The sequence below is a fragment of the Maridesulfovibrio sp. FT414 genome, assembly GCF_050916235.1.
GTDB lineage: Bacteria > Desulfobacterota > Desulfovibrionia > Desulfovibrionales > Desulfovibrionaceae > Maridesulfovibrio.
The window spans coordinates 2,940,497-2,966,819 of the sequence record NZ_CP104854.1; the positions used below are offsets into that span (position 1 = coordinate 2,940,497).

Consider the following 26,323-nt stretch of genomic DNA (forward strand, 5'->3'; position numbering starts at 1 on the left):
CGCCGGAGGCCTACTTTTATCATATGTGCTTTAATCTTGAACGGGGACAGCTGCACCGCGGCTGTCCCCGTTCTGTCATCCGGCTGTACCGTTAAGTACATCCCTTGCTGAATGTTAATCCGGGCTGGACCTCCGGTCCGACCCCTGCTATCTACCGCTTTCCAAAGCACTTCTTTCGATTCGCACATTTCGTATTCTAATCAGGCTCCGCAACCGGCGGGGCAAAGCACACATCATATTATGGGAAAACATATTATTGAAGAGGCATCGCGCTGTCTGCAATGCAAGAAACCTCTTTGCAGCAAAGGCTGTCCTCTGGGAACTCCGATCAATAAAATGATCGAACTGCTTCTGGCAGGGGAGATGCGCGAGGCCGGGGCCATGCTTTTCGAGAACAACCCGCTTTCCGTGGTCTGTTCGCTTATCTGTCCGCACGAAAATTTCTGCGAAGGGCACTGCATTCTGGGCCGCAAGAGTTCTCCGGTGCAGTGCAGCAGTATTGAAAATTATATTTCCAGTTATTATCTGGCCCAGTACACCCCGCCTCAGCCGCCGGAAAAGAAAAAGGCCCGTGTGGCCGTGATCGGTTCCGGCCCGGCCGGGATTACCGTGGCCTTTATCCTTGCCCTGAAGGGCTATCGGGTCACCGTGTTCGAATCAGAGGAAAAGATAGGCGGGGTTCTGCAGTACGGCATTCCCGCATTCCGCCTGCCCAAGGATATTCTTGAGAAGCTGCGGCAGGTGCTCCTGCAGCTCGGAGTGAAGATCCGGCCCAACATGCTCATCGGCCCGGTGGTAAGCCTCGACGACCTGCTGCGTGACGGGTATGAGGCCATTTTCATAGGTACAGGGGTCTGGAATCCCCGTCCCCTGCGGCTTAAGGGCGAGACTCTCGGACACGTTCATTACGCCATCAACTACCTGAAGAATCCCGATGTCTATGAACTGGGTGAGCGCGTGGCCGTGATCGGGGCCGGAAACGTGGCCATGGATGTGGCCCGTACCGCCCTGCGCAAGGGAGCCCGCGAGGTGACCGTGCTTTACCGCCGCGGACCTGAAGACATGAGTGCCACAAAGTACGAGTACGAATACGCCCGGCTGGACGGGGTCCGGTTCGACTTCTATCGTGCTCCGGTGGAACTTACCGAAGGCGGGGTTGTCTGCATGGATACCGTCAAGGAGACCGATGAAGAGGGCAATTCCCGTCTGGTCACGGTTGAGGGATCAGAGAAGCTGTTTGAGGCGGATTCCGTGTTCATCGCAGTAAGTCAGGCTCCCCGGAGCAACCTGACCGGCATTGAGATCGGTAGAACCGGGCTTGTCATAACCGATGAAGATGGCCGCACTACCCGTGAAGGCATCTTCGCCTCCGGTGACGTGGTGACCGGAGCACGAACTGTCGCCGAAGCCGTGCGTTGCTCCAAGACCTCGGCGCAGGCGATCATGGATTATCTGGACGGTATTTAGCTTCTATCTGGCTGAAAATTATGAATGTAAGGCCCCTGCGGAATCATTCCCGCGGGGGCTTCTTTGCGTGTTAGGCTTATATTCACATAAGCATGTAAAGATGTTATCGAATTATCAGGGGTTGGGTGGACACTGTAACATGAAGTCATTTGCGGGAGAGGGCAGTGCTGACAATAATCCGGGAAATCAAGTCGTGGATGGCGGATATACGGAACAATGCAATTGAACCCGGTTCCGATCAGCCTGCTTTTGATGAACCGCTGGTGGGCTTCGCTTCCGGGGCCGACCCTCTGTTTGAATTTCTGAAGGAGGACATCGGTCCCGAATTTTACTGGACTCCTGTGGAAGCCCTTCAAAATGCTTTTCCGTCCATTGAAGTGGAGCCGGAGGAAGTCAGTGTCATTGCATGGGTACTGCCCCAGACCGAAAATACCCGCACAGCTCACCGTGCCGCCACGGAAATGCCCAGTATCGAATGGAGCATGGCCCGGCACTATGGGGAAACGGTTAACGAAAATCTGCGTCGCTTCGTGGTAGACTGGTTCCTTTCCAGCCTCACTGAGGCCTGTGCTCCGGTACTGCTGCCGGACTGGAGCAGGGCTGTTTCGGAAAAATACGGATACGCTTCCAGATGGTCGGAGCGGCATGCGGCCTATGTTTGCGGGCTGGGAACTTTCGGCCTTTCCGACGGACTGATCACCCCGGCAGGTAAAGCCGTCAGGGTCGGATCGGTTGTTGTCCGCAGGGAATGTGAACCGACTCCCCGGGAATACGCCAAGCATAACGAATGGTGCCTTTTCCATGCCGGGCTTAAATGCAGGGCCTGTATGAAGCGCTGTCCTGCTGGGGCAATTACCGAAGAAGGGCACGACAAAGTCAAGTGCAAGAATTACATCCGCAATTTTACCGCCGTATATGTGGAAAAGGAACAGCTGGGATTCAGGGTGAACAGTTGCGGCCTCTGCCAGACAAAGGTTCCGTGCGAATTCCGTAATCCGATGTCCCTGCTTGAGAAATGAATTTACGGCCGGTATTTCTGTCAAAACTGACGGAAATACCGGCCGGATAAATTATCTTGATATGGCGTATGCAGGTCTGTTCTTATTGCGGCGGCCCCATATGACCCTGCCGACCTCCCATTCCGCCGGGACCGTGTCCCTTGGGCACGCAGAAGGTCCGCTCGTTGCGGGACTGGCATGTGCCTTCAAGTGTGCCGCGCGGAGTTTCAACTGTGCAGTCATCCCCCTGCGAGAGCCCTTCGCAGGCAGCAAATGCTTCTTCCGGAGGGCCCTGCATGTTGCCGGGGCCTCGGCCCATCGCACCCTGTCCCATGGATTCCTGTCCTGCCGGGGGCTGCATTATCATGCCTGCTCCCTGTCCCATTCCGGGCATATCCTGTCCGGAATTCATCCGCTGATTTCGCATTCCCCCGAAATTCTGGTCCATTCCCTGCCCCTGCATTCCGCCCTGACGCATCATGCCTGATCCTGATGATCCCGGATTGCCGCCTTTCCATGCCGGGATTTTTACATAAGGGGGATCGTATGGTTCTGCCGCACCTGCACTAACGCAGCGAACGTAGTTGTAGATACGGATGTCATCCCCCTGCGGGCCGCGTCCGTTGGGATAGGCATCGGGGTTTCCGGATTTGGGGTCACTGCGCTGGGCTCCGGCTCCGTGGACATCCATCCACTTCCTGTTGCTGCTGCGGGGGGGAGCAAAGTAGCCCATGGCCCGCCCGAAGGCCACATAGGAGGCATGCGATGGTTTGGGGCCGTCCATGTGGGTTGTGGAGGAGTAGTAATACGATTCTTTGTCCGTGACCTTGAACACGGGGTCGATTGCAGCTGAATCAGTGGTCGCCGGGCTGCGGGTATAGTCAACTATGGACTGAAGTTCCTTTACGTTGGGCAGGCGCCAGTCGCTGCGTCCTGCAAGGCTCAGGTTCTCGCAGTATGCAAGTGCCTCCTCCCAGTTGAGCTTTTTGCCGCTGTCGGCCTGCTGCCAGATGAGTCCGGTGGCCTTGTCTTCAACCGTGCCGTCCTTGCGTTCAACGAAAATATTTTTACCATAGTCCGGGTTGCCCCTGACATAGCGGATGTACTTATTATCCTGCGCCCTGCGGTGATTTTTCCCGTATCCCTTGATCCGTCCATCGGCGAAGTTGACTCCGAAGGCCGTGGGGTTTCCGCCCATGGTCGTGCAGACGTATGTGGTCGAGGACCAGTCCTGACAGTCGATGATGCGGGACCCTTTGGAGGTGTCTCCGAATTTGAAATCAAAGTATTCGGTATTTATGAAAGGGGTTGAACTGGATTCACTGGTCTGTACCCAGCCGTTGAAATCAATCAGGGAGTACAGTTCCTTGATGGTGGGTGCGCGCCAGTCGTCATATCCGCCGACCCTGCAATCCCTGGCCCCGTCCATGGCAGCCTGCCATGAGAGTTGCGGACCCCTGGCCTTGACCCACATCAGTCCGGTAACGAGGTCCGAAACAGTGCCGTCACCGTTGTCTTTGTAGCGAGGCTGATTGCCCTTGTACTGGGCATCCTGACCGTAAAAATCATCGCCTTTGTCCGGGCAGTGGATCTGCCTGCTGTTGTTGAAGCAGGCCTGCTGCCCGGTGTCTACTACAGGGTATGATCCGGCTTGGGCCAGCGATGCAGGCAGCAGGAGAAGTAAAGCCAGTAAAGCGGTCAACAGTTTCATCTGGTGCTCCCGTTGTTGGTTTGGTGTCAGACTACTTTTTAGCATGTCCGGGCTTGCAGTGCCAGTGTCGGGTAGCTTCTTTACAATTCTTTTGGTTGCGCATGTGTTCCTGACTGCCATGCCCCGGCCCTGTCCTCTGTTCCGAAAAAAACGGCCCTCCTGAATTTCAGGAGGGCCGTTTTTTTAACTGTATCTGAATAAAGGCTATTTTGAGCGAAGTTCACCGATAAGCTTGCGCAGTTCCCCGGACATGACGGCCAGTTCCTGAATGGCCTGTGCGGACTGTTGGATGCCCTCATCTGTTTCGCGAGCCACGCTGTTGATCTCGCTGATGGCCCGGTTGATCTGCTCGGACGCAGCGGACTGTTCCTCTGATGCCGTGGCGATGGACTCGACCTGATGGGCACTGAAATCAACCGTGCTGACGATGGTCTTGAGTGATTCACCGGAGCGGCGGGCCAGATCAGTGGTTTCTTCCACCGCGCTTACGGCGTTCTCCACCTCAAGCATGTTGGCCCGGACAGAATTCTGGATGTTCCTGATGCTTTCGCCGACTTCGTGAGTGGCGGACATGGTCTTTTCGGCCAGTTTGCGGACCTCGTCGGCAACGACGGCAAATCCGCGTCCTGCTTCTCCGGCGCGGGCGGCTTCAATTGCAGCGTTCAGGGCCAGCAGGTTGGTCTGGTCGGCAATGTCGGTGATGACATTCATGACAGTGCTGATGGATTTGGTCTGCTCCTCAAGGGAACGCATGTTGTCGCGCAGGTCTTCTGCCACGGACTGGACTCCGGTGATGGCTGTGATCGATTCGGCCACGATCCCGGCTCCCTGCTGGGCTTCGGCCTTTGCCTCGTTGCTCTTGCCTGCCGCGCTGGATGCGTTGCTGGCGACTTCCATTATGGTGCTGTTCATCTGATCCATGGCGGTGGCGGTTTCGACTATGCGTTCCCGCTGCAGCTCGGAGCCCCGGCTGATTTGCTCCACCTGGGCGGAAAGCTCTTCACTGGCCGAGGAAAGCTGCTCGGAAATGGACTGGGTGCGTTCGGCCACATCCTGCATGCGTCTTTGGGCGGTATGTATTTCGGTCTGGTCGATGAGGATTTCCATGGCACCGACAACCCTGCCGTCCTTTTTGATGGGGACTCCGGTGTAGGATACTTCAAGGTTGCCGCCGGGTCTTTTTACGTAGGTGGTTCCGTGTTCGGTTCTGGCGGAATCCATGGCTTTTGCACAGGCACAGTTTTTGGTGCCGCAGTCGCCTGATTCAATATATGAGGAACACTTGCCACGCTTCAGTTCATCAAGGGATTTGCCCAGCAGGACCGTACCGGATTTGTTCATGAACAGGATGTTCATATTCTTGTCCATGGTCATAATCGGCATGGGAACTTCTTCGATAAACGAGCGCAGTACTCCGGTGGCGAGATTGGTGCGGTCAATGAGGTCAGCATAACTGCCGCTGAAGGAACTGCTGTCAGCCTTGCTGTCAATTCGGCCTACTTCAATATCGCTGATGGCGGAGTCGATTTCAGCCATGGCATTCTTGATGGTTTCACCGACAAGGGCCATGTCCTTGCAGATCATTCCTACTTCGTCACGCTGGTCAACATCCATGTGGCTGTCCAGTTTTCCGGCAGCGAGGTCCCTTACAAAGGCATTGGCCTTTTTCAGCGGAACGGTGATGCTGCGGGAGATGAAAAAAGCCATCAGGATTCCGAGAACCATGGTGACGGCAGAGCTGACGGTCATGGTTGTGGATGCGGTTTTGATTGAAGCCTGCATGCGCGGTCCGAGATTGTCCTGATGCTCTCTTACCACGGCAGTCATTTCTTCAACCAGTCTGGCGATTTCAGGACCGATTGTGTCGAGTTTCTTTTTTTCGTCAGCCTGACCTACCGTGGCTTCTATGATCCTTCTGGTGTTGGCAAGATACTGCTCATTGTTTTCCCGGAGCTCATTGATAAGTCCGAGGTCGGCCGGCGAGTAGAGAACATTCTGGATTTCTTCCAGGGTTTTCTGAAAATGTCCGAATTCAGCAATGGCTTTTTCAGCATCAGCTTTCTGCTTTGTCTTTAAAATGAACATCGCATTTGCGAGCCTGGCTTTGTAGAGTGCGGCCATGCTTTTCTGAACCATAGCCATCATGAAGCTGTCTTCTCGCTCGGTTGAGCTTTCCAGAAGGGTCTGCAGTCCGGCAACAATGATTTCGCCGTTTTTCTGTGCTCCGCTGAGACACTCGTGTTCGATCTGCTTGTAAGATATGAATTTGTTGAATGAAGAGTTGTAGGCGGAAATTTCTTCGTGAATCTGGGTGAGGATTGACTTGCGGTCCGGGTCGGATATTCCCTGTTCCGCTTGCTCGGTGTATTCCATCAGCTTAGCGAACCGTTCTTTGTATTGCTGGAGGGCGTCTTCGGTTCCGGATGTGGTGTATGCTATCGCGCCGATTCTTGTGAGCAGTAAATTGGATTGGATGCGTTCATCAAGGTTCGTTTCTCTGGCCAGTTCCCGGTAGCTGGCAAACCCTTCGGAACTTTCATTAAGTTTGACGATACCCTGCCCGGCCATTGCGGCCAGCAGTATGAGGACGATACCCAATCCTCCGGCAATTTTGGTGGTTACACTGAAATTTTTCAACATGGCAAATATATCCCCTCCATTACGGTCTATCAACTGCTGGTCTTTTACAAAAAGTGATCATTTGTGAATAATATTCATAATTGGATAGCAGAAAGATGTTCGCTGTCAATGTGTGGTGAGCACTCCCTGAAAGGTCCTCGGAGGGCCGGAAATAGTTAATGGGTCGTAATGGTGCGGGAATAAATATGTTTTTAATTCGGAATAATTGTAAAAATAAAAATAAATTTTAATTAATATCAATCTTTTTTCTTGAAAGGAATTATAACATGTAAGAAATATTTATGGTTAATACGACGGAAGTCGGATATTTCATATTTGTAAATATTCGCATCTTGGGGGCAGCAAAAGAACCTTCGCGGCCAAGATAGGGTAGTTTTGGTGTGCTTTGTGTTCTGACAGATATGACCACATGTTATAGATGCATTGGACAGACAGGAATATTACAGGTCGGAGTTCATCCCTGTATCTTCCTACTGGATGTATCCCCATGATGAGAGTCTGTCGTACGCATGTTTGGCGTAACTTCCCTGATTGTTTACTTTCAGGAAGCGGTAGTATTCGTTTGCGGCCATGTCTCTGTTGCCAAGTGCTTCGTATGAGACTCCCTTGAAAAAGGTGGTCATGGGGTTGCCGGGCAGGGCCTTTTCATACGCCTCGAAGTTAACCAGCGCCTGCTCGTACTCCCTGTTTTCAAGACTCATCATTCCTACCATGTGCAGGGCCTGCGCTTCCTGAGGATATTTGTTCCTGGCCTGCTGAGCATACTGGAGGCCGCTTTGTTTCTTGCCCATAGCCAGCTGGCATTTGGACATGAGCATGAGGCCTGCATAGTCGTTCGGTGCAATGCTCAGCGCTCTGGCGAAGTGTTCTTCGGCCTGTGGAAAGGCCTTCCGGCGCATCTGGCCTTCACCTTTCTGCATCTCCACAATGGCTGGTTCTATTTTGCGGATCGATGCTATGTTGTCCATGTATCTTTCGCGAAGGAGCTTTCCTCTCTTGCTGTCTGCATAAATGGTCTGCCGTGCCCTGACTGCCGTGTCGTATCGTTCCGAACTCATGGGGTGGGAGGCAAACATCTGCTGTACAAAGGAGGGCTGACTTTTGTGGAGCTTGTTCAGTTCATCCATCAGGCCTACCATTCCTTCGGGGTCATATCCGGCCTTGTCCATGTATTCCATGCCGAGGCTGTCGGCCTGCCGTTCGTCCGAGCGGGAATAGCTGGCCAGCAGCAGCCCAGCGCCAATGCCGCCAAGCCCGGCGGCCAGGGGAACCAGATCGCTATCCTGAGTGGCCAGAACACCAAGTCCGATGGCGAGCACTCCCTGCACAGCCAGTGAGGAGCTCATGCGGGAAGCCGTGTGTCTTGCACTCACATGACCGATTTCATGCCCCATAAGCGCAGCCAGTTCCGCTTCGTTTTCAAGGGTGAGCAGAATTCCGCGTGTACAGGCGATGCTTCCTCCCGGAAAGGCGTAGGCATTCACATAGGTGGCATTCACGCAGCGAAAGTTGTAGGGCATATCCGGACGGTGGCTTGTTCGGGCCAGAGACATCCCCACTTCACTGACATAACGGTTTATGTTGGCGTCCTGTACTGCTCCGTAATCGGCGGAAAACTGGTGCGGAGAGTTCTGGCGGTCCATCTGGATTTCCTGCTGCTGTGATACGAGCATGAGCTGGTTATTCCCCGTAACCGGGTTGATTGCACACCCGGTCAGAATTCCCAGCGCTCCTCCGGCGGTGAGTTTGAGTGCCTGCCTTCTGGTTATGTTCTTTCGGCCCTGTCCCATGCTTCCTCCATGGCTCTTATCGTTAAAAATATATCGGCAGCGGCTTTTTGGCAATGGGTGCTCTGCAATGCTTCAAATCGGCATCTGGTGCCGACCTTATCCGTTTGTATGGCAGCATGGTCTATGATAGAAGTGTAAGGGCCCACATAATAGAAGGGCGGCAATCAAACCAAATTAATAGACGGAATGATGTGTATGGAACAGGTTGATAGTGTGAACAACACGGAAGTAGTGCTTATTGTTGAAGACAGCCGGGCCATTGCGGTTGAGCTGCAGCGCAAGATTGATGAACACACCGAGTTCAGGGCCGAGATCGTAGGCACCTGCGAGGCTGCGGTGGAGTTTGCACGGCAGCACCGTAATGAGATATTTCTGGCAATTCTTGATCTGAATCTTCCGGATTCGGGTGACGGCGGCATTGTAGATGTCTTTTGTGAACTGGAAATACCCTCCATTGTGTTCACGGCAGATCTTGACGAGACCACCAGAAGGCTGATGCTGACCAAGGATATAATCGACTACGTGGTGAAAGACACGCGCTCCATTGACACCATTCTCAGATATATTGAGCGTCTTGATCTTAACCGCAGGATCGGGGTGCTGGTTGTTGACGATTCTGACTCGCTGCGTTCTGTGCTTTCGCGCATGCTCGGTAAACTCATGTTTTGTGTTCTTGAGGCTCCTGATGCGGAAACAGCACTGAAGATGATAAATAGCGGAGCTGATATTCGTCTGGCAATTGTAGACTATGAGATGCCGGGGATGAATGGGGTGGAGCTGGTCAGAAGAATCCGTGAACGTTTCAGCCGGGAAGAGTTGGGGGTCATAGGTCTATCCTCTTCCGGGGAGCCGCTGCTGACAGCAAAATTCATCAAGAACGGAGCCAACGATTTTATAATCAAGCCTTTTGAGGCCGAAGCTTTTTACTGCCGGGTGCGCAGTACGCTTGAAAATCTGGAGCTTATCAGCCGGTTGAAGGAGGCCAACACGGTAAAGAATCAGTTTCTGGGAATGGCAGCGCATGACCTGCGCAGCCCCATAAGCGGGATCAACGGATTTACCCAGTTGCTGCTTGATAACCTTTGCGGGGATCTTACCGAGGAGCAGCGCGATATAATCGAGGTAATAAATGTTGCCAACTGGCAGATGAATGAGATGGTGAATGACCTGCTTGATATTTCGGCTATCGAGTCCGGACAGTTGAAGTTGAAAAAGGAGAAGGCCTACCTGCGCGAACTTGTGGAGAGCCGTCTGCGCATTCACTGCATTTCAGCCAGGAACAAGGCCATAACCTTCAGGACGGACCTGCAGGAGGTCGGCCCCATATGGTTTGATGTCCGGCGTATGGGACAGGTTATCGACAACCTGTTGACCAATGCGCTTAAATTTTCACCTGCGGGAAGCTTCGTGGATCTGTCGCTTGCCGGGGAGGGCGGTGAAGTGGAATTCTGCGTCAGGGACTACGGACAGGGGGTTCCCCCTGAAGAAAAGAGTTTGCTTTTCCAGACATTTAAAAAGACACGGGTACGCCCTACAGCCGGGGAAACCAGCACGGGACTTGGATTGCACATAGTGAAAAAAATAGTTGAGGCCCATGGCGGCAGGGTCTGGGTGGACAGTGTCTTCGGTAAGGGGGCTTCTTTTTATTTCAGTCTGCCGTCCGCCGGTTGAACTAGTCAGGGACTAAGCATCCGCCGATCGGCACCCTGAAGTCAGGCCGGCTGTTATTTCGCGGAAAGATTAACCTGAATGAGATCTTTTTTGTCCTGCTGCCACATAGAACTTCTCCTGCATGGCGCAACTGGTTATCTTCGGCTAATTACCAGTCCGACAACCGGCGGCGGGTTCCTGTCGGGATAACTGAAGATGGCGGTAAGCACGGGGGCCTGCCGTGGGTTCGGCAGCGGCAAAACTTTTTCAACTTAAGGCAATGATTATGAATGTGGTCAATGTGGATGTCTCAACCGGAACTCTTCCTGTTCTGGAATTCCGGGATGTGAATTTCAACTGGCCGGGGGGACGGGGTCTGAGGGACGTCTCGTTTTCGGTTTTCCCCGGTCGCTTTGTGCTTATTACCGGTCTTTCGGGGGCGGGAAAATCGACCCTGCTGCGCTTGATAGTGCGTCTGGAAGAGATTGATAGCGGGCAGATCCTGTTTGAAGGCGAGTCGCTGGGCTCGTTTTATCCTCCGCTGCTGCGAACCCGTATCGGCTTTGTGCAGCAGACTCCGACTGTTCTGCCCGGTTCCGTGCGGGATAATCTGCTGCTGCCGTTCAGATTTCAGGTGCGCAAGGAAAACGACATCCCGGAAGACGGTGTTCTTCTTGGGTGGATGGACCGTCTTGGGCTTGACGGATTCGGGCTGGACAGTGCTGCCGGAGACCTTTCCGTGGGGCAGAAGCAGAGGCTGTGCCTGATCCGTTCCGTGCTGCCGCGTCCGGCAGTGCTGTGTTTTGACGAGCCAACCAGTGCGCTTGACCCCGGGAGCCGGGCGAGAGTCGAGGAAGTGGCCGAGGAACTGGTTTCAGAGGGGATAACCGTACTTATGGTCAGTCATACCGGATACCGGCCAGGCTGCCCGCATATGTGTATTTCAGTTGCCGATGGCCGGGTGGAGGTCCAGTAATGGGTGCTGAATTCATACCAATTTCATGGGGCCAATTGCTGATTGCGGTCAGCCTTGTGTCGGTTTCCGGTGCCCTTTCCCTGTTTTATCAGCTCAAACTGGAAAAAGATCTTGCCATAGGCGTGGTCCGCTCATTTGTGCAGCTGCTGGTCATGGGGTATCTGCTCAAGATCATCTTCGGGTTGAACAACGCCCTTCTGGTGCTTGCTCTTTATGCCTTCATGACCGTGTTCGCCGTTCACATCATTCACGGGCGGGTCAAGGAGAAAAATGTCTCCTACCTGATGCCGACAGGATTATCGATGATTGTCAGCTATTCCCTTGTGACCGTGGTGGTGACCCGTTTTGTGATCGGTGCCCAGCCCTGGTGGGAACCGCAGTACTTCATTCCCATAGGCGGGATGATTGCGGGTAATTCCATGAACACGCTGGCCCTGTCTCTGGAAAGGTTTTTTTCGGAACTCCGGAACAGGCGGGACGAGGTGGAGATGATGCTCTGCCATGGGGCCGATTCTCGGGAGGCTACAGCTGAAATATTCCGCAACTCCCTGCGGGCAGGCATGATCCCGGCCATAAACTCCTTAATGGGTGTGGGGCTCGTTTTTCTGCCGGGAATGATGACCGGGCAGATTCTGGCCGGAGCCGACCCGGAAGAGGCGGTCCGGTACCAGATCGTGGTTATGTTCATGCTGGTGGCATCCACAGCGCTGTCTTCAATCATAGTATTGCTGCTGGTGCGGCGCAGGTGTTTTTCTGCGGCAATGTCACTGCTTGTTCGCAAACAGGGCTGATTGCCTGCAAAGATATAGGTCGTATGTGGCGGGACGGCAGGGAAACCGTCCCGTTTTACTTTATGAGTAATAACCTTCCTTGGTATTATACTTGAACGAGAACGATAGTCTTTCATTTTTATATGTGCTAACGTTTCAGGTGATAGTCATGGACTTTTTTCCGGCGATATGAAGTTCCGGTTATGGGGAGAACAGGTGGATTCATCATTGGAAACAATAAGGAAGCTTTTTGCGGACAGCAAAATGTGCAGGATGTTTCTGGAAGCCTCTCCTGATGCGATTGTTGTAATCGCCGCAAACGGGGATCTTGTGGCCTACAACGAGAATGCCATGAAGCTGTTCGGGTACAGCGGAGAAGATACGATTCCCGGAAATGTCCTCCCGTTTTACAGTGATCCCGCCCAGCGCGGAAATTTGCTTTCAGCTCTTTTGGAAAATGGGATTGTAAGGGACTTTGAAACCAGCCTTCTTTCAATGGACAGGGGGCCCATTCTTGCCAGTGTGAATGTCTCTCTGCTTGAGCTCGGCGGCGAGAAAGTACACATCGCCATTATCCGTGACATTACCGAACGCAGGCTCGCCGAGGAGAAGCTCAGAAAGAGCGAGGAAAAATTTTCAAGCCTGTTCGAAGCTGCCTCGGATGCCATTCTTCTTCTGGATGCGGATGGCAGAATCGTTGACTGCAACAAGGCGGCAACAAAACTTTTCATCCTTTCAAGGCAGGAGCTTCTGGATTCTTCGTTCATGGATCTTTCCCCTGTTGTTCAGCCTGGGGGGCGGGTTTCCGGGGAAGTGTTCATTTCGGTCATGGTCGAGGTTCTGGATGGTCATAGCAAACGGCTCTTGTGGCAGTACCGATTGAAAGGGGGAACCCTGCTGGACGGCAATATTTCCCTGAAGGCGGTCGAGGTGGACCAGAAGCAGCGGGTCATGTGCGTTGTTCAGGACCTTGGAGAACAGCAAAATATACTGGCGCGCGGCAGGCTGGATGAAATTCGCTTTGAGGCTTTATCTGCCATTTCCCGTATGGGCGGTGCCGCACTGACAAGCATTTATGACTATGCGCTTGAGGCAGCGGTCAGTGTTACCGAGAGCGACATAGGCTACATATATTTCCTGAATGAGGATGAGACTGAGCTGACTTTGCACGCGTGGTCCCGCAATGTGATGCCGCAGTGCCTGGTTGAAAATGTCCCTGCATCCTACCGGGTGGAGGACACCGGATTATGGGGTGATGCTGTGCGGATGCGTCAGCCGGTTATCACGAATGATTATGCAACCTGTCCGAATAAAAAGGGAGTTCCAAATGGTCACATCCCGGTGATCAGGCACATGAATGTTCCTCTTTTTGACGGGGACCGCATTGTCCTGCTGGCCGGGGTGGGCAATAAGGAAAGCGATTATACTCAGGAAGATGTGCGGCAGTTGACCATGCTGATGGAGGGCATGTGGAATGTTGTCCGCCGCAAACAGGCGGATGATGCCTTGATGGCCGCTTATGTCGGTCTTGAGCGCAAGGTTTTTGACCGTACTGAAAAACTGAGTTTGGCACTTGCAAATCTCAAGTATAAAAATGCGGAGATAAACCGCGAGATTGAGTATCGCAGGGAGGTTGAAAAGCAGCTCAAGAAAAGTTCAGGACGGCTGTCGCTGGCCACCCGTGCGGGTGGGCTGGGCGTATGGGAGTGGGAACTTACGGAGGGAAGGCTGGTCTGGGATGATCGCATGTTCGAGATCTACCAGTGCAGTCCGGGCGAGTTTGAGGGGATATATGAAGCGTGGCGCAGCAGGGTGCATCCGGATGATCTGGCCTGTACGGAGATGGCCTTAAGCGATGCCATAGAGGGAGATGGGCATTTTGACTGGGAGTTCCGTATTCTCTGGCCCGGGGGAGAAGTCAGGAATATAAAGGCCAGTGCTCTGGGGCTTCCTGACCGGATGGGCCGCATCCAGTCCATGATCGGCATCAATGAAGATATTACCGAGCGTCGTAGGCTTGAGGAGCGGCTTAGGCGTTTTGAAAGGATTATTGCCGTAACCCCGGACATGGTTTCGCTTGTTGACGACGAGTATAAATATGTAATGGTCAACGATGCCTATGTGAATTCATTCGGGCAGCCCCGGGAGTATTTTATCGGTCGGCCCCTTGCGGAGGTGGTCGGTGATGACGTTTATGAAAAATACTGCAGACTGAAATTGGAAGCCGCTTTTTCCGGTGAAATCCAGGCATTTGAAGCATGGCTTGATATTCCAGCTCTGGGAGTGCGGTTTTTGTCGGTGATTTACCAGCCGATCAGTTCTTATGACGGTGGTGAACAATTTGTGGCTATTGTGGCCCACGACATAACAGCGGTCAGGATGGCGGAGGAGGACCGCAAGCATATCTTCGAGCTTTCCCTTGATTTGCTTTGTGTAACCGACCTGGAGGGACGGTTCGTCGAACTGAATCCCGCTTGGAAGAATATTCTCGGCTGGGAAGAGCAGAGACTCAAAGGAAAATTCTGGATTGATTACGTCCACCCGGAAGACCGCGAATCTTCTGTTGAATCAATGAAACGACTGCTGTCCGGTTTGGAAATAAGGAATTTCGAGAACCGCTACAGATGCAGCGATGGAAGCTGGCGCTGGATTGACTGGAGTCTTAATGTCGACATGGATCGTGGAAAGGTAACAGCCGTTGCACGTGATGTGTCTGAAAGAAAGGCTATGGTCGATGAATTGAAGCGGATGGCAAGCACCGATGTGCTGACCGGGGCCAATAACCGCAGATGTTTTCTCGACAGGTCCAAGGAAGAGATCGACCGTTTTGTGCGTTACGGTGGCAGTCTTGCCCTGCTGATGCTGGATATTGACCATTTCAAGATCATCAATGACACATATGGGCATGATGCCGGAGACGAAGTGCTCAAGGAGCTGGTGCGTTGTTCCAGGGAAACACTGCGTACTTCGGATATTTTCGGCCGCATCGGCGGGGAGGAATTTGCCGCCCTGCTGGTACAGGGGAATATACAATCCTCCATGCAGGCTGCGGAGCGTCTTCGGAAGTCTCTTGAAGAGCTCGAAGTCCGGGTCGGGGGACAGGTGATCCGTTTTACTGTCAGTATCGGGCTGACCATGATATGTATGGACAATCCTTCCATCGAGGAGGCCCTTAAACAGGCGGACCGTTGTCTTTACAGGGCCAAGAATGAAGGTCGCAACAGGGTTGTAGGTAACTGCGGCTGAGTTGTTTATGAATCTGAGCTCTGGCTGGAGGGGACTGTTTGAGGTGTTTCGCAGTATTTTTATCCGTGCTGGCAGCACTGTCTGTTCTGTTGCGTCCGCATTGGCTTTACGCTGAAGGAGCCTGTCTGGTCACTGATTACTGGCCTCCATTTGTAACAGCCGGGGATAATGGAGAGCTTGGCGGAATAGACATTGACCTGATGCGTGCAGCAGGCAGGCAGATGGGGGTTGATTTTTCCATTGAACAGGCTCCGTGGACAGCATGCCTCACACACATGGAAAAAGGTTCGCGTGATTTTATAACCGGCGTGGCAAAGAGCAGGGAGCGTGAAGGATACATCATTTATTCCGAGCTGCCTTACTACTCCTGTCGTCCTGCGTTTTATTCCGTGAAAGGGAGCAGGGTTGCGGTTGAAAAATTTGCTGACCTCAAAGCGTACCGCATCGGTTTCACACTTAATTCCGTATACTTTCCTGAATTTGACGAAGATACGAGCCTGAACAAGTTCGGCGTGAACAGCGAAGCAGAGCTTCTGGATATGCTTGTTGCCGGACATCTGGACCTGATTGTGGGAACAGACTGTCAGGTTGAGTATGATATTGCCCGCAGGCAGCTCTCAGGCAGGATCAGGAAAGAAGCTTACCAGCCGGATTACAGAATAGACCTCTATATAGGCGCTTCAGCCAGATCTCGCTGGCGTGAACGTATGGGGGAGCTGAGTGCCGTTCTAATTAAGATGCTTCAAAACGGCACTGTTGATCGAATTTCTTCCAGATATTTTGAAAAAAGCAGATCCACTCCCGCCTCTTCCGATTAAGTCTGTTCCGTATAGGCTTCGATGCGGTTCCGTCCTTTATCCTTAGCCTGATATAGGGCCCTGTCTGCTGCTTCCAGAAGTAATTCGCTGCTGTTTCCGTGGCCGGGAATCATGCTTGAAACCCCGATGCTGACCGTGACAATTTTTTTGTCCGATGCGTGATGTTCGATATTCAGTCCCTGAATGCCGGCACGCAGGTTCTCCGCTATGGTCATGCCTCCGTCAATGTCGGTGTCCGGGAACAGGGCCACGAATTCCTCTCCACCGTAGCGCACAAGCAGGTCGGTGGAGCGTTTCATGTTTCCGGCCAATTCTCTGGCTACGAGCCTGAGGCATTCGTCTCCTTTTGCATGTCCCTGAGTGTCATTGAATTTTTTGAAGTAATCTATGTCTATGAAAGCAGCACACAAGGAACTTCCATGACGGCGGGCTCTCTGCCATTCCAGTGCAAGCCGGTCCTCAAGCTGCCTGCGGTTGGGCAGGCCGGTGAGGGGGTCGATCACGGACAGTTCCATGAGCATGTCCCGCTGCCTTTTGAGCTCAAGCTGGGTTTTGACCCTTACCTTAACAATAGGCAGGCTGAACGGTTTGGTAATGTAGTCCACGGCTCCGAGTTCAAGGCCCTTTGCCTCGTCCTCCACCTGATCTCTGGATGTGATGAATATTACCGGAATATTCTGGGTTGCGGGGTTTTTCTTGAGTCTGCGGCAGACTTCATAGCCATCAATCTCCGGCATGACGATATCAAGCAGGATCAGGTCCGGACTGTCTTCGGAAGCGGCTATTTCAAGAGCGTTCATTCCGTCCCTTGCAACAGCAATGCGATAGTCTTCGCGCAGGACAGCGCCGAGGAGCTTTATGTTCGCCGGTGCATCGTCCACAATAAGTATCTTGTGTTTCAGGTGTTCGGTATTCATTTAGATATCCTGATTTTTACCCACATCATTCTGCATTTCTTCAAGTTCATAAAGGGCACCTTTAAAATCAAATGAATCGATTGCCTTCTTCAGCCGGCCCAGTTTCGGGCGGAGTTCAGACCCTCTGATTGTCGCAGCCAGTTGTTCGTAGGCTGTTTCGGACTCGAAATCATTATCTGCGAGCATCTTGCGCAGTTTTTCAATCTGTTTGCCTACATCCGTACCTGTCCGGTCAGTGCTTCCGGAAGCAGGAAGCGGTTCCCCTTCCTCTTCAGGAATCGTGCGGATTGATTTCAGCACTACTTTCAATTCCCTGCCGTAGTCATCAAGCAGGGGAGTTATTGTATTCTTCTCCCCGGCATTGATGGCCTGTTCCAACTTGCCTGCGGTGCTGTACAACCATGAGGCGGAGAAGTTCCCGGCAATACCTTTGACGGTGTGCGCAAGTCTTGCGGCTTCTTCCGTGCTGTCTGTTTCAAGCAGGCAGCGCAGTTTGTCCGGAGAATCTGCAAAATCCCGGTCAAAATCCCGCAGCATGGTCCGGAGCAGTCGGCTGTTGCCGAGCATTCTGTTCAGAGCCAGTTCAATTTCGATCCCGGGAAGGGAAGCCGGCAGTTCCTGTTCGCTGACGATAAGTTCCGACGCTTCAACAGGTTCATCTGTGAGCACAGCGGGATCAATCCATTTTGATAGGGTCTGGAACAGTTGTTCCGTGTCAATGGGTTTGGATACGTAGTCGTTCATCCCGGCTTCAAGGCATTTTTCCCGGTCCCCTTTCATGGCGTGTGCTGTCATTGCAATGATGGGGAGGGCCCGGTTCTTTTCCTCGCTACGAATTTTTGCAGTGGCTTCCAGCCCGTCCATCACGGGCATCTGTACGTCCATGAGTACGGCATCGTATCTGTTTTCCTTTATCTCCACGACCGCTTCAAGGCCGTTAACCACGGTTTTGATTTTTACTCCGATGCACTCAAGTATGCCGCTGGCGACGTTGCGGTTGATGGCGTTGTCCTCAACCAGCAGAACACTTGCCCCGGATAGTTTACGGTTGAATTCGCAGGAGCCGCAGGCAAGCGAAGGCAGAGACGGGCTTGCATCGGGTTTCAGGTCGAAGACGTTCATGACTGTGTCAAAGAGCATGGACTGTTTGATCGGCTTAATGAGAAACGCGTTGACCCCGGCCTTTTCTGCTTTCACCATGATTTCTTCACGTCCGAAGGCGGTCATCATGATGATTGGGGTATCGCGGAGTAATTCATTGCTGCGGACACTGGTCGTGAGTTCTATGCCGTCCATTTCCGGCATCTTCCAGTCCAGAACAATAAGCCTGTATGGATCGTCCACGGATTCGTTCAGTTCTTTGAGAGCCTGTTTCCCTGAGCTTAAGGCAGTCACGTTGAAATTGAGGGATTCCATGGTCTCAAGCATGATCTGCCTGGCTGATTCGTTGTCATCGACGACCAGAACCTTGAGCCCCCGAAGGTCTCCGGGAGTGCTTGCCAGATTGCATGACGGAGCGGTTCCAATTCCGAATTCAACAGTAAAATAGAAAGTGGAACCTTTTCCGGGAGTACTCTCAGCCCAGATTCTGCCTCCCATTGCCTCCACCAGATGTCGGGTGATTGTCAGCCCCAGACCTGTTCCGCCGAATCTGCGGGTCGTTGATCCGTCAGCCTGAGTGAAGGGGGCGAAAATCTGCGGCAGTTTGTTCTCTTCGATTCCGATTCCCGAGTCGCTGACCGAGAACGTAAGCATGGTTCTACCGTTGCTGTTTATTCCGGGGTTGACGCGAACTACAACTTCTCCGGCTTCGGTGAACTTTATGGCATTACCGGTCAGATTTATGAGAATCTGCCCCAACCGCAAGGGGTCTCCTATGAGCCGTTGCGGGACATTGGGAGCCATTGAAACAACCAGCTCAATTCCCTTGTCGGCAGCAGTGGTTGCAAATAGGTCAGAAATGCTCTCAACAACGTCGGCCAGTTCGAACTCGGTTTTTTCAAGATCCAGTTTTCCGGCCTCGATTTTGGAGAAGTCGAGGATATCATTGATGATGGAAAGCAGTGAACGCGCCGACTGTTTGATCTTCTGAAGATAATCCCGCTGCTTGGGTGTGAGGTCTGTACGCAGTGCAAGGTCGGTCATGCCCAGCACCCCGTTCATCGGAGTTCTGATTTCATGGCTCATATTCGCAAGAAATTCACTTTTTGCCATGTTGGCTGAATCGGCCTCTGTTTTGGCCTGTTCGAGCTGTATTACCGTCTCTGAAAGGCGCAGGGCGTTTTCCTTCTGGACATCGCGGGCCATGCGCAGGTCTTCGGCGTAGTTCTTCAGGGCTTCTTCCGACAGCTTACGGTCGGTTATGTCAGAGATGAAACCTTCCACAGCCTCAGGCTCACCGTTATCAGAATATACGGCCTGTCCCTTTTCCCATACCCAACGCTCCTCTCCGTTTCTGGTGGAAATGCGGTACAACAGCTCGAAGGGTTTCCCGGACTGGATTGCGGTCATGATTTCATTCCTGACCTTGGTACTGTCTTCGGGGTGGGTCAGGGTCCGGTATTCTGTTCCGGGATTATCAATGAACTCCTCGGAGTGGTATCCTGTAAGGTCAAAGGCGCCTTTGCTGGCAATTTCAATATTCATGTCTTCGGAAATGTCATGCCGATAGGCCATACCGGGAAGACTGCTCATGAGTGTTGCCAGAGTTCGTTGGCTTTCATGGAGTTCGCGGGTTCGCTCTTCAACTTTCTGCTCAAGAGTGGACTGATAGCTCTTTATTTCTTCTTCGGCCTTTTTGCGGATGCGGATTTCATCGCGGAGAATGTCGCTGTATTCCTTGAGCCTTTCCATGAAGTTATTGAAATGGGTGGACAGGAGTCCAAGTTCATCCTTTGAGGTCCTGTCCATGCGGGCGGAGAAATCACCTTCTGCCGCCTGTGCGAATTTCTGCTGCAGTTCTTCGAGGGGACTGGAAATGGCTTTGCCGATGAAAACCGATGTGATCAGCATCAGCAGGAGGGCTGCTCCGATGGAACTAATTATGACCAGTTCTACGTCATCCAGGGCCTGATAGAAATCTGACTTGTAGCCCGAAGATGCGACGATCCAGCCCAGTTCTGGAATGTCGTTGAAACAGGCGATTTTTTTTCTGGATGCCTTGTCGTCCGGATTTTTCCATTCATATTCAAAATGGCCGTTTTTTTCTTTGATTATTCTTTCAGCCACAGCTTTTTGGGCCGGGTCCTTGATATCCCGGTAGTTGATGCCTTGGTATGTGGGGTGGATCAGGAAGTTGCCTTCGTAATCGTAAATAAATGGATATCCTGATTTTCCGAACCCCAGCTCAAGAAAACTTTCGCGGAAGTCGTCAATTTGGACCAGCGCATTGAATTCGTCCCGGTAGGTGGATGCAGTGATTATCCAGTCCCACGGTTTGAAATAGATCATGGCTGCGGCCTTGGGACGGGCCTCCGTCTCAAGCGGTTCCTTCCAGTCGTATTCAAGGTAGCCGTTTTTCTTTATGATCTGCTCTCTTACAAAGCCCAGACCGCTGAGGTCCACTCCGAGCAGGCTGTGTTTGGGGTGTACTGCCATGATACCGTCGCTGTTCAGGCAGTAGACCCGGCCTGTTTTGCCGATATGCTGGCTGAGGAATACTTCGGCAGCTCGATTCTTTGCTTCTTCTTCGGTAAGCTGTCCCTGGAGCACCTTCCGGTAGAGCTGGTTGGCAATGTCATAGTCTTTTTCAGCCACTGCCCGCAGGTAATTCTTGATGGAAGTGTCGATCGAGGTGCGTGCAACGCTCAGGATGGTTTCAGTTGCGGATTTGAGGTCGCCTTCAATTGTCTGTTTGAGAATATCCTGCGCCTGCATGTAAATGGCGTATCCTCCGGCGCAGAATGACAGCAGGAAAGCTAGCGAGTAGGTTATGAAAAGTTTGTTGCGGATACTGATATTACGCATGGGGTTTATCATTTATCTCTCCGGGGCCGGATTGAGCAAGGGCTTGTAGTCACTTGGTCCGAGCAATTTTTCATCGGGGTAACGTTTAATGTTGTCCGGGGTTATTGTTGGGATGGAAGAGCCGTAGAGGGACGGAAGTCTGTAGCTTTTTTCACCGTTTAAACTCCTTACGGGCATTTCTGCTGCCATCCGGGCTAGAACAGGGCGAGTCTGATCCTTCACTGTACAAATATGGTTTTGAGAATCAATTTCAATTGATGTGTTCTACCTGAAACCCGGAAGAGGTCAAGTCCTTTGTTTTGCTGATGCGGATTTGGCCCAGAAGAGTACAGATTGCTTGGTCGCTGATAGTTCAGGTCAGATGGTTCAAGGGTGTTTGGAATAAATAAAAAAGCCGACCCGTTTCCGGGTCGGCTGGAGATTACTGGATCGGATGAACTCAGCTGTTTTCCGATTTCATGTGGTCGATGATGGACTTAAGTTTTTGCGCCTGTGCGGCGAGGTCCATTATTGCCTCGGATGACTGGCGCATGGCGTCGCTGGTTTCAACCGAGATGTGATTTATCTCGTCCACGGCCCGGTTGATCTGCTCTGAGGTGGCGGATTGTTCCTCACAGGCGGCAGCAATGGATCTGATCTGGTCAGACACTTCGTCAGTGAGGGAAAGGATTTCGGTCAATGATCTTCCTGCGTTGTCGGCAAGTTCGGAAACAGAGACTACTTCTCTTACCGTACTTGAACATTGGCCGATACTTTTGGTCGTGCCGCGCTGGATTCCGCCGATGGCCTTTTCCACCTCTCCAGTGGCGTTCATGGTCTTTTCTGCAAGTTTCCGGACTTCATCCGCTACAACCGCAAAGCCGCGTCCCGCTTCTCCGGCCCGGGCAGCTTCGATTGCCGCATTCAGGGCCAGCAGGTTGGTCTGGTCGGCAATGTCGGAGATGACATCAATGATCTGCCCAATTGTTTCTGCGCTGGCTCCGAGCTGCTGCATCTCCTGTTCAAGTGCTTCGGAATAGTTTTTTACAGTCGCGATTCCGGTCACCATGCTGCGCACCAGGTCTGCTCCCTGATCGGCCGTGGCCTTGGCATCGCCTGCCGTGGAGGAGGCCTGTCCTGAGCTGCGGGCAACTTCCAGTACCGAGACATTCATCTGCTCCATTGCGGTCGCTGTCTCGGAGGTCCGCTGGCTCTGCATGTCAGATCCGGCGGAAGACTGTTCTATCTGGGCTGAAAGTTCCTCGGATGCAGCAGAGATGATTTCTACTGCGCCCTGAAGTTCTTCGGCAGCCTGAAGCATTCCTTCGCGTCTGGCTGAATCGGCGCGTAAACGTGCTTCTTCAGCTTCCTGCATGGCCTGATGTGCTTTTTCAGTTTCAAGGGCTGCCAGACGGGTCTGTTCCTGAGCTTCGGCTATTTTTTCCTTGAGCTTTTCAACCATTGAAATCAGGGCTGCAGCAAGGATTCCGACTTCATCATGGGTGCGGACGCTCAGTTCCAGGTCGAGGTCGCCTTCTGCTACGTGGGAAGCGTAGTCAGTCGTGAGCACAATGGGTTTGGATAACGTACGGGCCATGAACCATGCACCGAGAATTATCAGCGGGAATATTATCGCAATGACAATAAGCGAAGATCTGGTGACGTTCTTCTGGGCCTTGATCATAGTTTCAACAGGCATGCCGATGAACCACATGCCGATATTGTCGCCTTTCAGTCCTTTTATGGGCCAGTATGCGGTCTGGTATTCGCGTCCCAGAATATTGTTGCGGGCAAGAAAGTCCTTGCCATTGCCTATTACCGTCCTCAACACTTCCGGGTTGGTCATCTTTGTCCCGACCGCACGGCGTCCCTGTTTGACGATGGTGGTCATTTCGCGCGTATCACCTTTGAAAACCGTGAATTCCAGTTCGGTGAAGGATTTAACATCATCGACGAATTCTTCGTCGGAAAGGGATATACCGGTAGAAACGGTCCCGATGATCCTGTTGCTCAATTTGATCGGTGCGCTGGCCCTGATTGAGAAAGGGACTTCCGTACCGGCTACAACTCCAGATCTGGCCTCGCCATTGAGTGCTTTTCTGACTGTCTCATGGGTGTCAATTGAATCTCCGACGCGCAACGAATGAGTCCTGGCAATCACTTTGCCTTTTTCGTCGGTGACCGTGATGAAGTCGGCGTTGGTTTCTTCCGCCAGAGTTTTGAGAACCCTGAGAAGTTCCCTGGAGTCATTGCCCATTATTGCCGAAACGACTTCGGAATCCTTGGCGATGAGTTTTGATTCTTCAAGGTATTCATTGGAAAGAGTTTCAATATGCCTGTTTACTACTCTCCGCATGGCAGTAATATTGCGTGCGGATTCATCGGCGAAGCCTATCCCCATATAGTGGGTTACGGTGAAAAAGATGGAAGTCGCAGCAAGCAGGGCGATCCCTGCTGACAGCATTATGATCTTGTTCTTAATTGAAAGTAACATTTTAACCCCTGAATTCGGTTGAGTCTAAACCACATGCCCAGCTCACTCTCCCCAATATCTGCGACATAGATCTATTAATATATGTCTGTATGTGATCCCCTGAATAATATTGTCTATGCTTATGGGTTGAGAATTCAATTATTAATTATCTTGAGTTCATTTTTGTACATTTACTTAGTTTTGGAATCCAGCTCTGAGTTTTTGTGAAATTAAGTTGTTAAATTATTTTAGCATGTTGATCTGATGACAGTTGTGTTTCGGTAAAAATAATCATCCCATTTTGTATTTCAGAATAGCTCTGCGTCCGGAAAACAGGACCAATGATTTTCATCTGTTTTACATATTTAATTAGCTGTAATTTAAGCTTTTTTGGGCGTGTCCGATTTTGCGGAGTCTTATTTTTCGGAAACATGTTCAAAAAAGCACAAATTAAAATCCTGTTTATTGGTGTGTGCAGCTATTTGCTTGTCTATAAGTGTGAATGTTTACTCTTTTATCTTGTTGAATTTTAAAGGCGTATTTGGAGCAGGGTAGTGCAAGTGGCCGTGGTTCAGGTGAATGGTACACAAATTGCTTTATTGTCAAACTGAATGATTGACCAATCACAAACTCTGCGATAAGCACACCACTGTTGCAGAAGATTGCCAGATAGCATGCTTGCCTTGGGTCTTTGGAGAAATGACGGCACGGGTAATCGGAGTAGTAATGCGAAGAATTTGCTGGCTGATTGTTCAATCGCTGAATGATGCTCAGCTTCTGTGTCCGATTTTGCGGACGGGGCCTTTCCCAGAGGCCCCCAACATGATGAGCGAAGAGGGATAAACCGGAAGCACTCCTTTGATGCAGGGGTAGTTCCGGCGGCATGAGGATACGGGTTCCATGTACCTTTTAGTTTTCCCGGAGGATGAAACTGCGCTGAAACATTGAAAAAGCGTTTCTATCGGTAGTTTCCGGCCTTTGCGCCTAAATCGTGAATCTTTCTAAATTTTAAGGATTGATCCGTTGAAGAACAGATATATCCCAATAACCTTTATTGTTGCTGTCTGTATGATTGCGGCAGTAGCCGGTTTCCTTTTTCCGCCTGCCGTGCAGGAGAATCCGGCCCGCGTAGTCATGGATAACAGCGGCGGTAGGGTGATATTTACCCACTTCACCCATGCCGGTGAGTACGGCTACGAATGTGCAACCTGTCACCATGACGATATAGGTCAGGACAGACCCATTCCCTGCGGTTCCTGCCACCCCGCGGCATTTGACGCCAAGTTCCGGGCTGAGCACCAGAAGAACTTCCCCAATACTGAAGCGTGCCTGCGCTGTCACGACGAAGTTCCCACCGGTCCCCTCGCAGAAGAGGACAGGCCTGACAAGGATAACATCCCCCTGCGTGCGGATGCCTTCCACGGCCAGTGCATGAGCTGCCATGAAAATGATGGCGGTCCCTACGGCCCTGATTCCTGTTACGAATGTCACGCGAGGTAGTACAGATGCTCAAGATACACTATTCACTGGAATCCGATGTCCAGAAAACGGTCTCTGAGTTCACCGCGCCTTCGGAACTCAACATTCAGGTGCGCAACAAGATCCTGAAGATCAAAAAAGGCCAGAAAGTGGCTGCCGGTGAGCTCATTGCCGAGCGTCCTGCCAAATTCGGCGCAGCATGTCATGCGGCTATTTCCGGCAAGGCCACCAAGGTCAACTATCACCACCTTACCATCCAGTACGACGGTGCTGAAGATGCTGCCCAGCCGGTTGATGTCAAGTCAATGGGACCGGGCAAAGACCTGCTCCGCACTCTGCAGGGACTGGGCATGAACGTTGCCGCCCTGTCTTCCCGTGCGGACAATCTGGTCATTAACGGCCTCAACCCTGAGCCGGGTATCTCTGTTGCAGAGCAGCTGCTCAAGGATGAGCGCGAGACCCTTGAAGCCGGTCTGCGTCTTGCAGAATCCCTGATCACCCCGGTGCATACCTATCTGGCGGTGGCTGAGGGTTCTTCTTATGAGCTGGCCGGGACAGGGCGTGTTTTTGTTAAGCCCAAATATCCCAATTCCCTCGACGCCCTTGTAGTCAAGAAGGTCACAGGAAAGGAATTTCCTGATGACACCAAGGTGCTCAGCGTCATGGATCTCTATAATCTCGGCAGGGTGCTTGAGACCGGCATGCCGGTGACAGACACCATAATGACCATCGGCGGAAACAACTACCGGGTGCTTTTCGGTACTCCCATCCGCCACATCTGTAATGAGCTGGATATTGAAATCAAGTCCGGCGACAAGGTTGTACTCGACGGGCCGTTCCGCGGTGAAGCCGTCTACAGCCTTGATGAAGGCGTGAAGAAGGGCGACTACGGCCTGTTCATCATTTCCGCAGGGGAGTTCCCCTCCATTGAAGATGCCACCTGCATCAACTGCGGTGAATGTGTGCTCAGCTGTCCTGCAAGACTGCAGCCCAACATGCTCAGCCGTTTTGCCGAGTACGAGATGTTCGATAAAGCCGAGAAGTTCCACCTGAACAGCTGTTTCGAGTGCGGTCTGTGCTCCTTCAACTGTACGGTACGTCGCCCCATCCTTCAGTACATCCGTTTTGCCAAGGAGCAGCTCCGGGCCAGCGGTCAGTCTGAAAAGGCATAGTGAGGCGCTTCGCGCTTTTGCGGTGATTTGATTTCGCCTCCGGCGGCCAGAAGGTCCAAGCCTCTCTGGACTCCCTGAGGGAAGAGTTTGAGTAACCCGTGATCGGGACAGCAACCGTTTGACTTATTTGTTGTACTGAAAAGCAATTAAGAAAAACCGGAACTTTTTGATTATGACGTTCTGCCGCAATGGGCAGTGAAGCGTAATAAAAGTTTTTGGGATTCTTAAACCCTTTTGCAAAAGGGTTTAAGGCCCCCGGCAGGGTCGCCGA

Annotated in this window: 15 protein-coding genes; 9 read left to right on the plus strand and 6 right to left on the minus strand. The window is 52.1% G+C overall.

Annotation, left to right across the window (positions count from 1 at the left end):
* Nucleotides 1-240 precede the first annotated feature (240 nt).
* Both N7E73_RS13075 and N7E73_RS13080 read left to right on the plus strand, forming a co-directional pair.
* The gene (locus N7E73_RS13075; RefSeq protein WP_432735286.1) at nucleotides 241-1,467 is read left to right on the plus strand and encodes an NAD(P)-dependent oxidoreductase; all 1,227 of its coding nucleotides are present in this window, start codon (nucleotides 241-243) and stop codon (nucleotides 1,465-1,467) included.
* A gap of 164 nt (nucleotides 1,468-1,631) precedes the next feature.
* Complete coding sequence (locus N7E73_RS13080) at nucleotides 1,632-2,486, plus strand: 4Fe-4S ferredoxin (RefSeq protein WP_432735288.1); 855 nt, start codon at nucleotides 1,632-1,634, stop codon at nucleotides 2,484-2,486.
* A gap of 82 nt (nucleotides 2,487-2,568) precedes the next feature.
* Here the strand turns inward: N7E73_RS13080 and N7E73_RS13085 are convergent, their stop codons facing one another.
* From N7E73_RS13085 to N7E73_RS13095, 3 genes are all read right to left on the minus strand, one after another.
* Nucleotides 2,569-4,176 carry a DUF1566 domain-containing protein gene (locus tag N7E73_RS13085; RefSeq protein ID WP_432735289.1) on the minus strand — a complete coding sequence of 536 codons (1,608 nt, stop codon included), beginning with the start codon at nucleotides 4,174-4,176 and terminating at the stop codon, nucleotides 2,569-2,571.
* A gap of 204 nt (nucleotides 4,177-4,380) precedes the next feature.
* A complete protein-coding gene (locus tag N7E73_RS13090) occupies nucleotides 4,381-6,816 on the minus strand; it encodes a methyl-accepting chemotaxis protein (RefSeq protein ID WP_432735290.1) in 2,436 nt (811 codons plus the stop codon).
* 470 nt (nucleotides 6,817-7,286) lie between these two features.
* A complete protein-coding gene (locus tag N7E73_RS13095) occupies nucleotides 7,287-8,606 on the minus strand; it encodes a M48 family metalloprotease (RefSeq protein WP_432735291.1) in 1,320 nt (439 codons plus the stop codon).
* 195 nt (nucleotides 8,607-8,801) lie between these two features.
* Between N7E73_RS13095 and N7E73_RS13100 the strand changes: the two genes are divergently transcribed.
* The 5 genes from N7E73_RS13100 to N7E73_RS13120 all read left to right on the plus strand — a co-directional run bounded on the left by N7E73_RS13100 (nucleotide 8,802) and on the right by N7E73_RS13120 (nucleotide 16,066).
* On the plus strand, nucleotides 8,802-10,277 hold the full coding sequence (locus N7E73_RS13100; RefSeq protein ID WP_432735292.1) for a hybrid sensor histidine kinase/response regulator: 1,476 nt from the start codon (nucleotides 8,802-8,804) through the stop codon (nucleotides 10,275-10,277).
* Between the two features lie 220 nt (nucleotides 10,278-10,497).
* The gene (locus tag N7E73_RS13105; RefSeq protein WP_432735293.1) at nucleotides 10,498-11,232 is read left to right on the plus strand and encodes an ABC transporter ATP-binding protein; all 735 of its coding nucleotides are present in this window, start codon (nucleotides 10,498-10,500) and stop codon (nucleotides 11,230-11,232) included.
* Nucleotides 11,232-12,023 (plus strand): ABC transporter permease, encoded by a 792-nt coding sequence (locus N7E73_RS13110; RefSeq protein WP_432735294.1) that lies wholly within the window; start codon nucleotides 11,232-11,234, stop codon nucleotides 12,021-12,023. The genes N7E73_RS13105 and N7E73_RS13110 overlap by 1 nt, the downstream gene beginning before the upstream one ends.
* A gap of 195 nt (nucleotides 12,024-12,218) precedes the next feature.
* A complete protein-coding gene (locus N7E73_RS13115; RefSeq protein WP_432735295.1) occupies nucleotides 12,219-15,248 on the plus strand; it encodes a PAS domain S-box protein in 3,030 nt (1,009 codons plus the stop codon).
* Between the two features lie 38 nt (nucleotides 15,249-15,286).
* Nucleotides 15,287-16,066, plus strand: a complete 780-nt coding sequence (locus N7E73_RS13120) for a substrate-binding periplasmic protein (RefSeq protein WP_432735296.1) — start codon at nucleotides 15,287-15,289, stop codon at nucleotides 16,064-16,066.
* Here N7E73_RS13120 and N7E73_RS13125 read toward each other — a convergent pair.
* From N7E73_RS13125 to N7E73_RS13135, 3 genes are all read right to left on the minus strand, one after another.
* The gene (locus N7E73_RS13125) at nucleotides 16,063-16,983 is read right to left on the minus strand and encodes a diguanylate cyclase (protein WP_432735297.1); all 921 of its coding nucleotides are present in this window, start codon (nucleotides 16,981-16,983) and stop codon (nucleotides 16,063-16,065) included. The genes N7E73_RS13120 and N7E73_RS13125 overlap by 4 nt on opposite strands.
* On the minus strand, nucleotides 16,984-20,961 hold the full coding sequence (locus N7E73_RS13130; protein ID WP_432735298.1) for a response regulator: 3,978 nt from the start codon (nucleotides 20,959-20,961) through the stop codon (nucleotides 16,984-16,986).
* Nucleotides 20,962-21,388: 427 nt separating this feature from the next.
* On the minus strand, nucleotides 21,389-23,422 hold the full coding sequence (locus tag N7E73_RS13135) for a methyl-accepting chemotaxis protein (RefSeq protein ID WP_432735299.1): 2,034 nt from the start codon (nucleotides 23,420-23,422) through the stop codon (nucleotides 21,389-21,391).
* A gap of 1,002 nt (nucleotides 23,423-24,424) precedes the next feature.
* Here N7E73_RS13135 and N7E73_RS13140 point away from each other — a divergent pair.
* Together N7E73_RS13140 and N7E73_RS13145 are read left to right on the plus strand one after the other, a co-directional pair.
* Nucleotides 24,425-24,901, plus strand: coding sequence for a cytochrome c3 family protein (locus tag N7E73_RS13140; protein ID WP_432735301.1), 477 nt, complete (start codon nucleotides 24,425-24,427; stop codon nucleotides 24,899-24,901).
* A gap of 5 nt (nucleotides 24,902-24,906) precedes the next feature.
* Nucleotides 24,907-26,052: a 4Fe-4S dicluster domain-containing protein gene (locus tag N7E73_RS13145; RefSeq protein WP_432735302.1), complete on the plus strand. Its 1,146-nt coding sequence runs from the start codon at nucleotides 24,907-24,909 to the stop codon at nucleotides 26,050-26,052.
* Nucleotides 26,053-26,323: the final 271 nt, after the last annotated feature.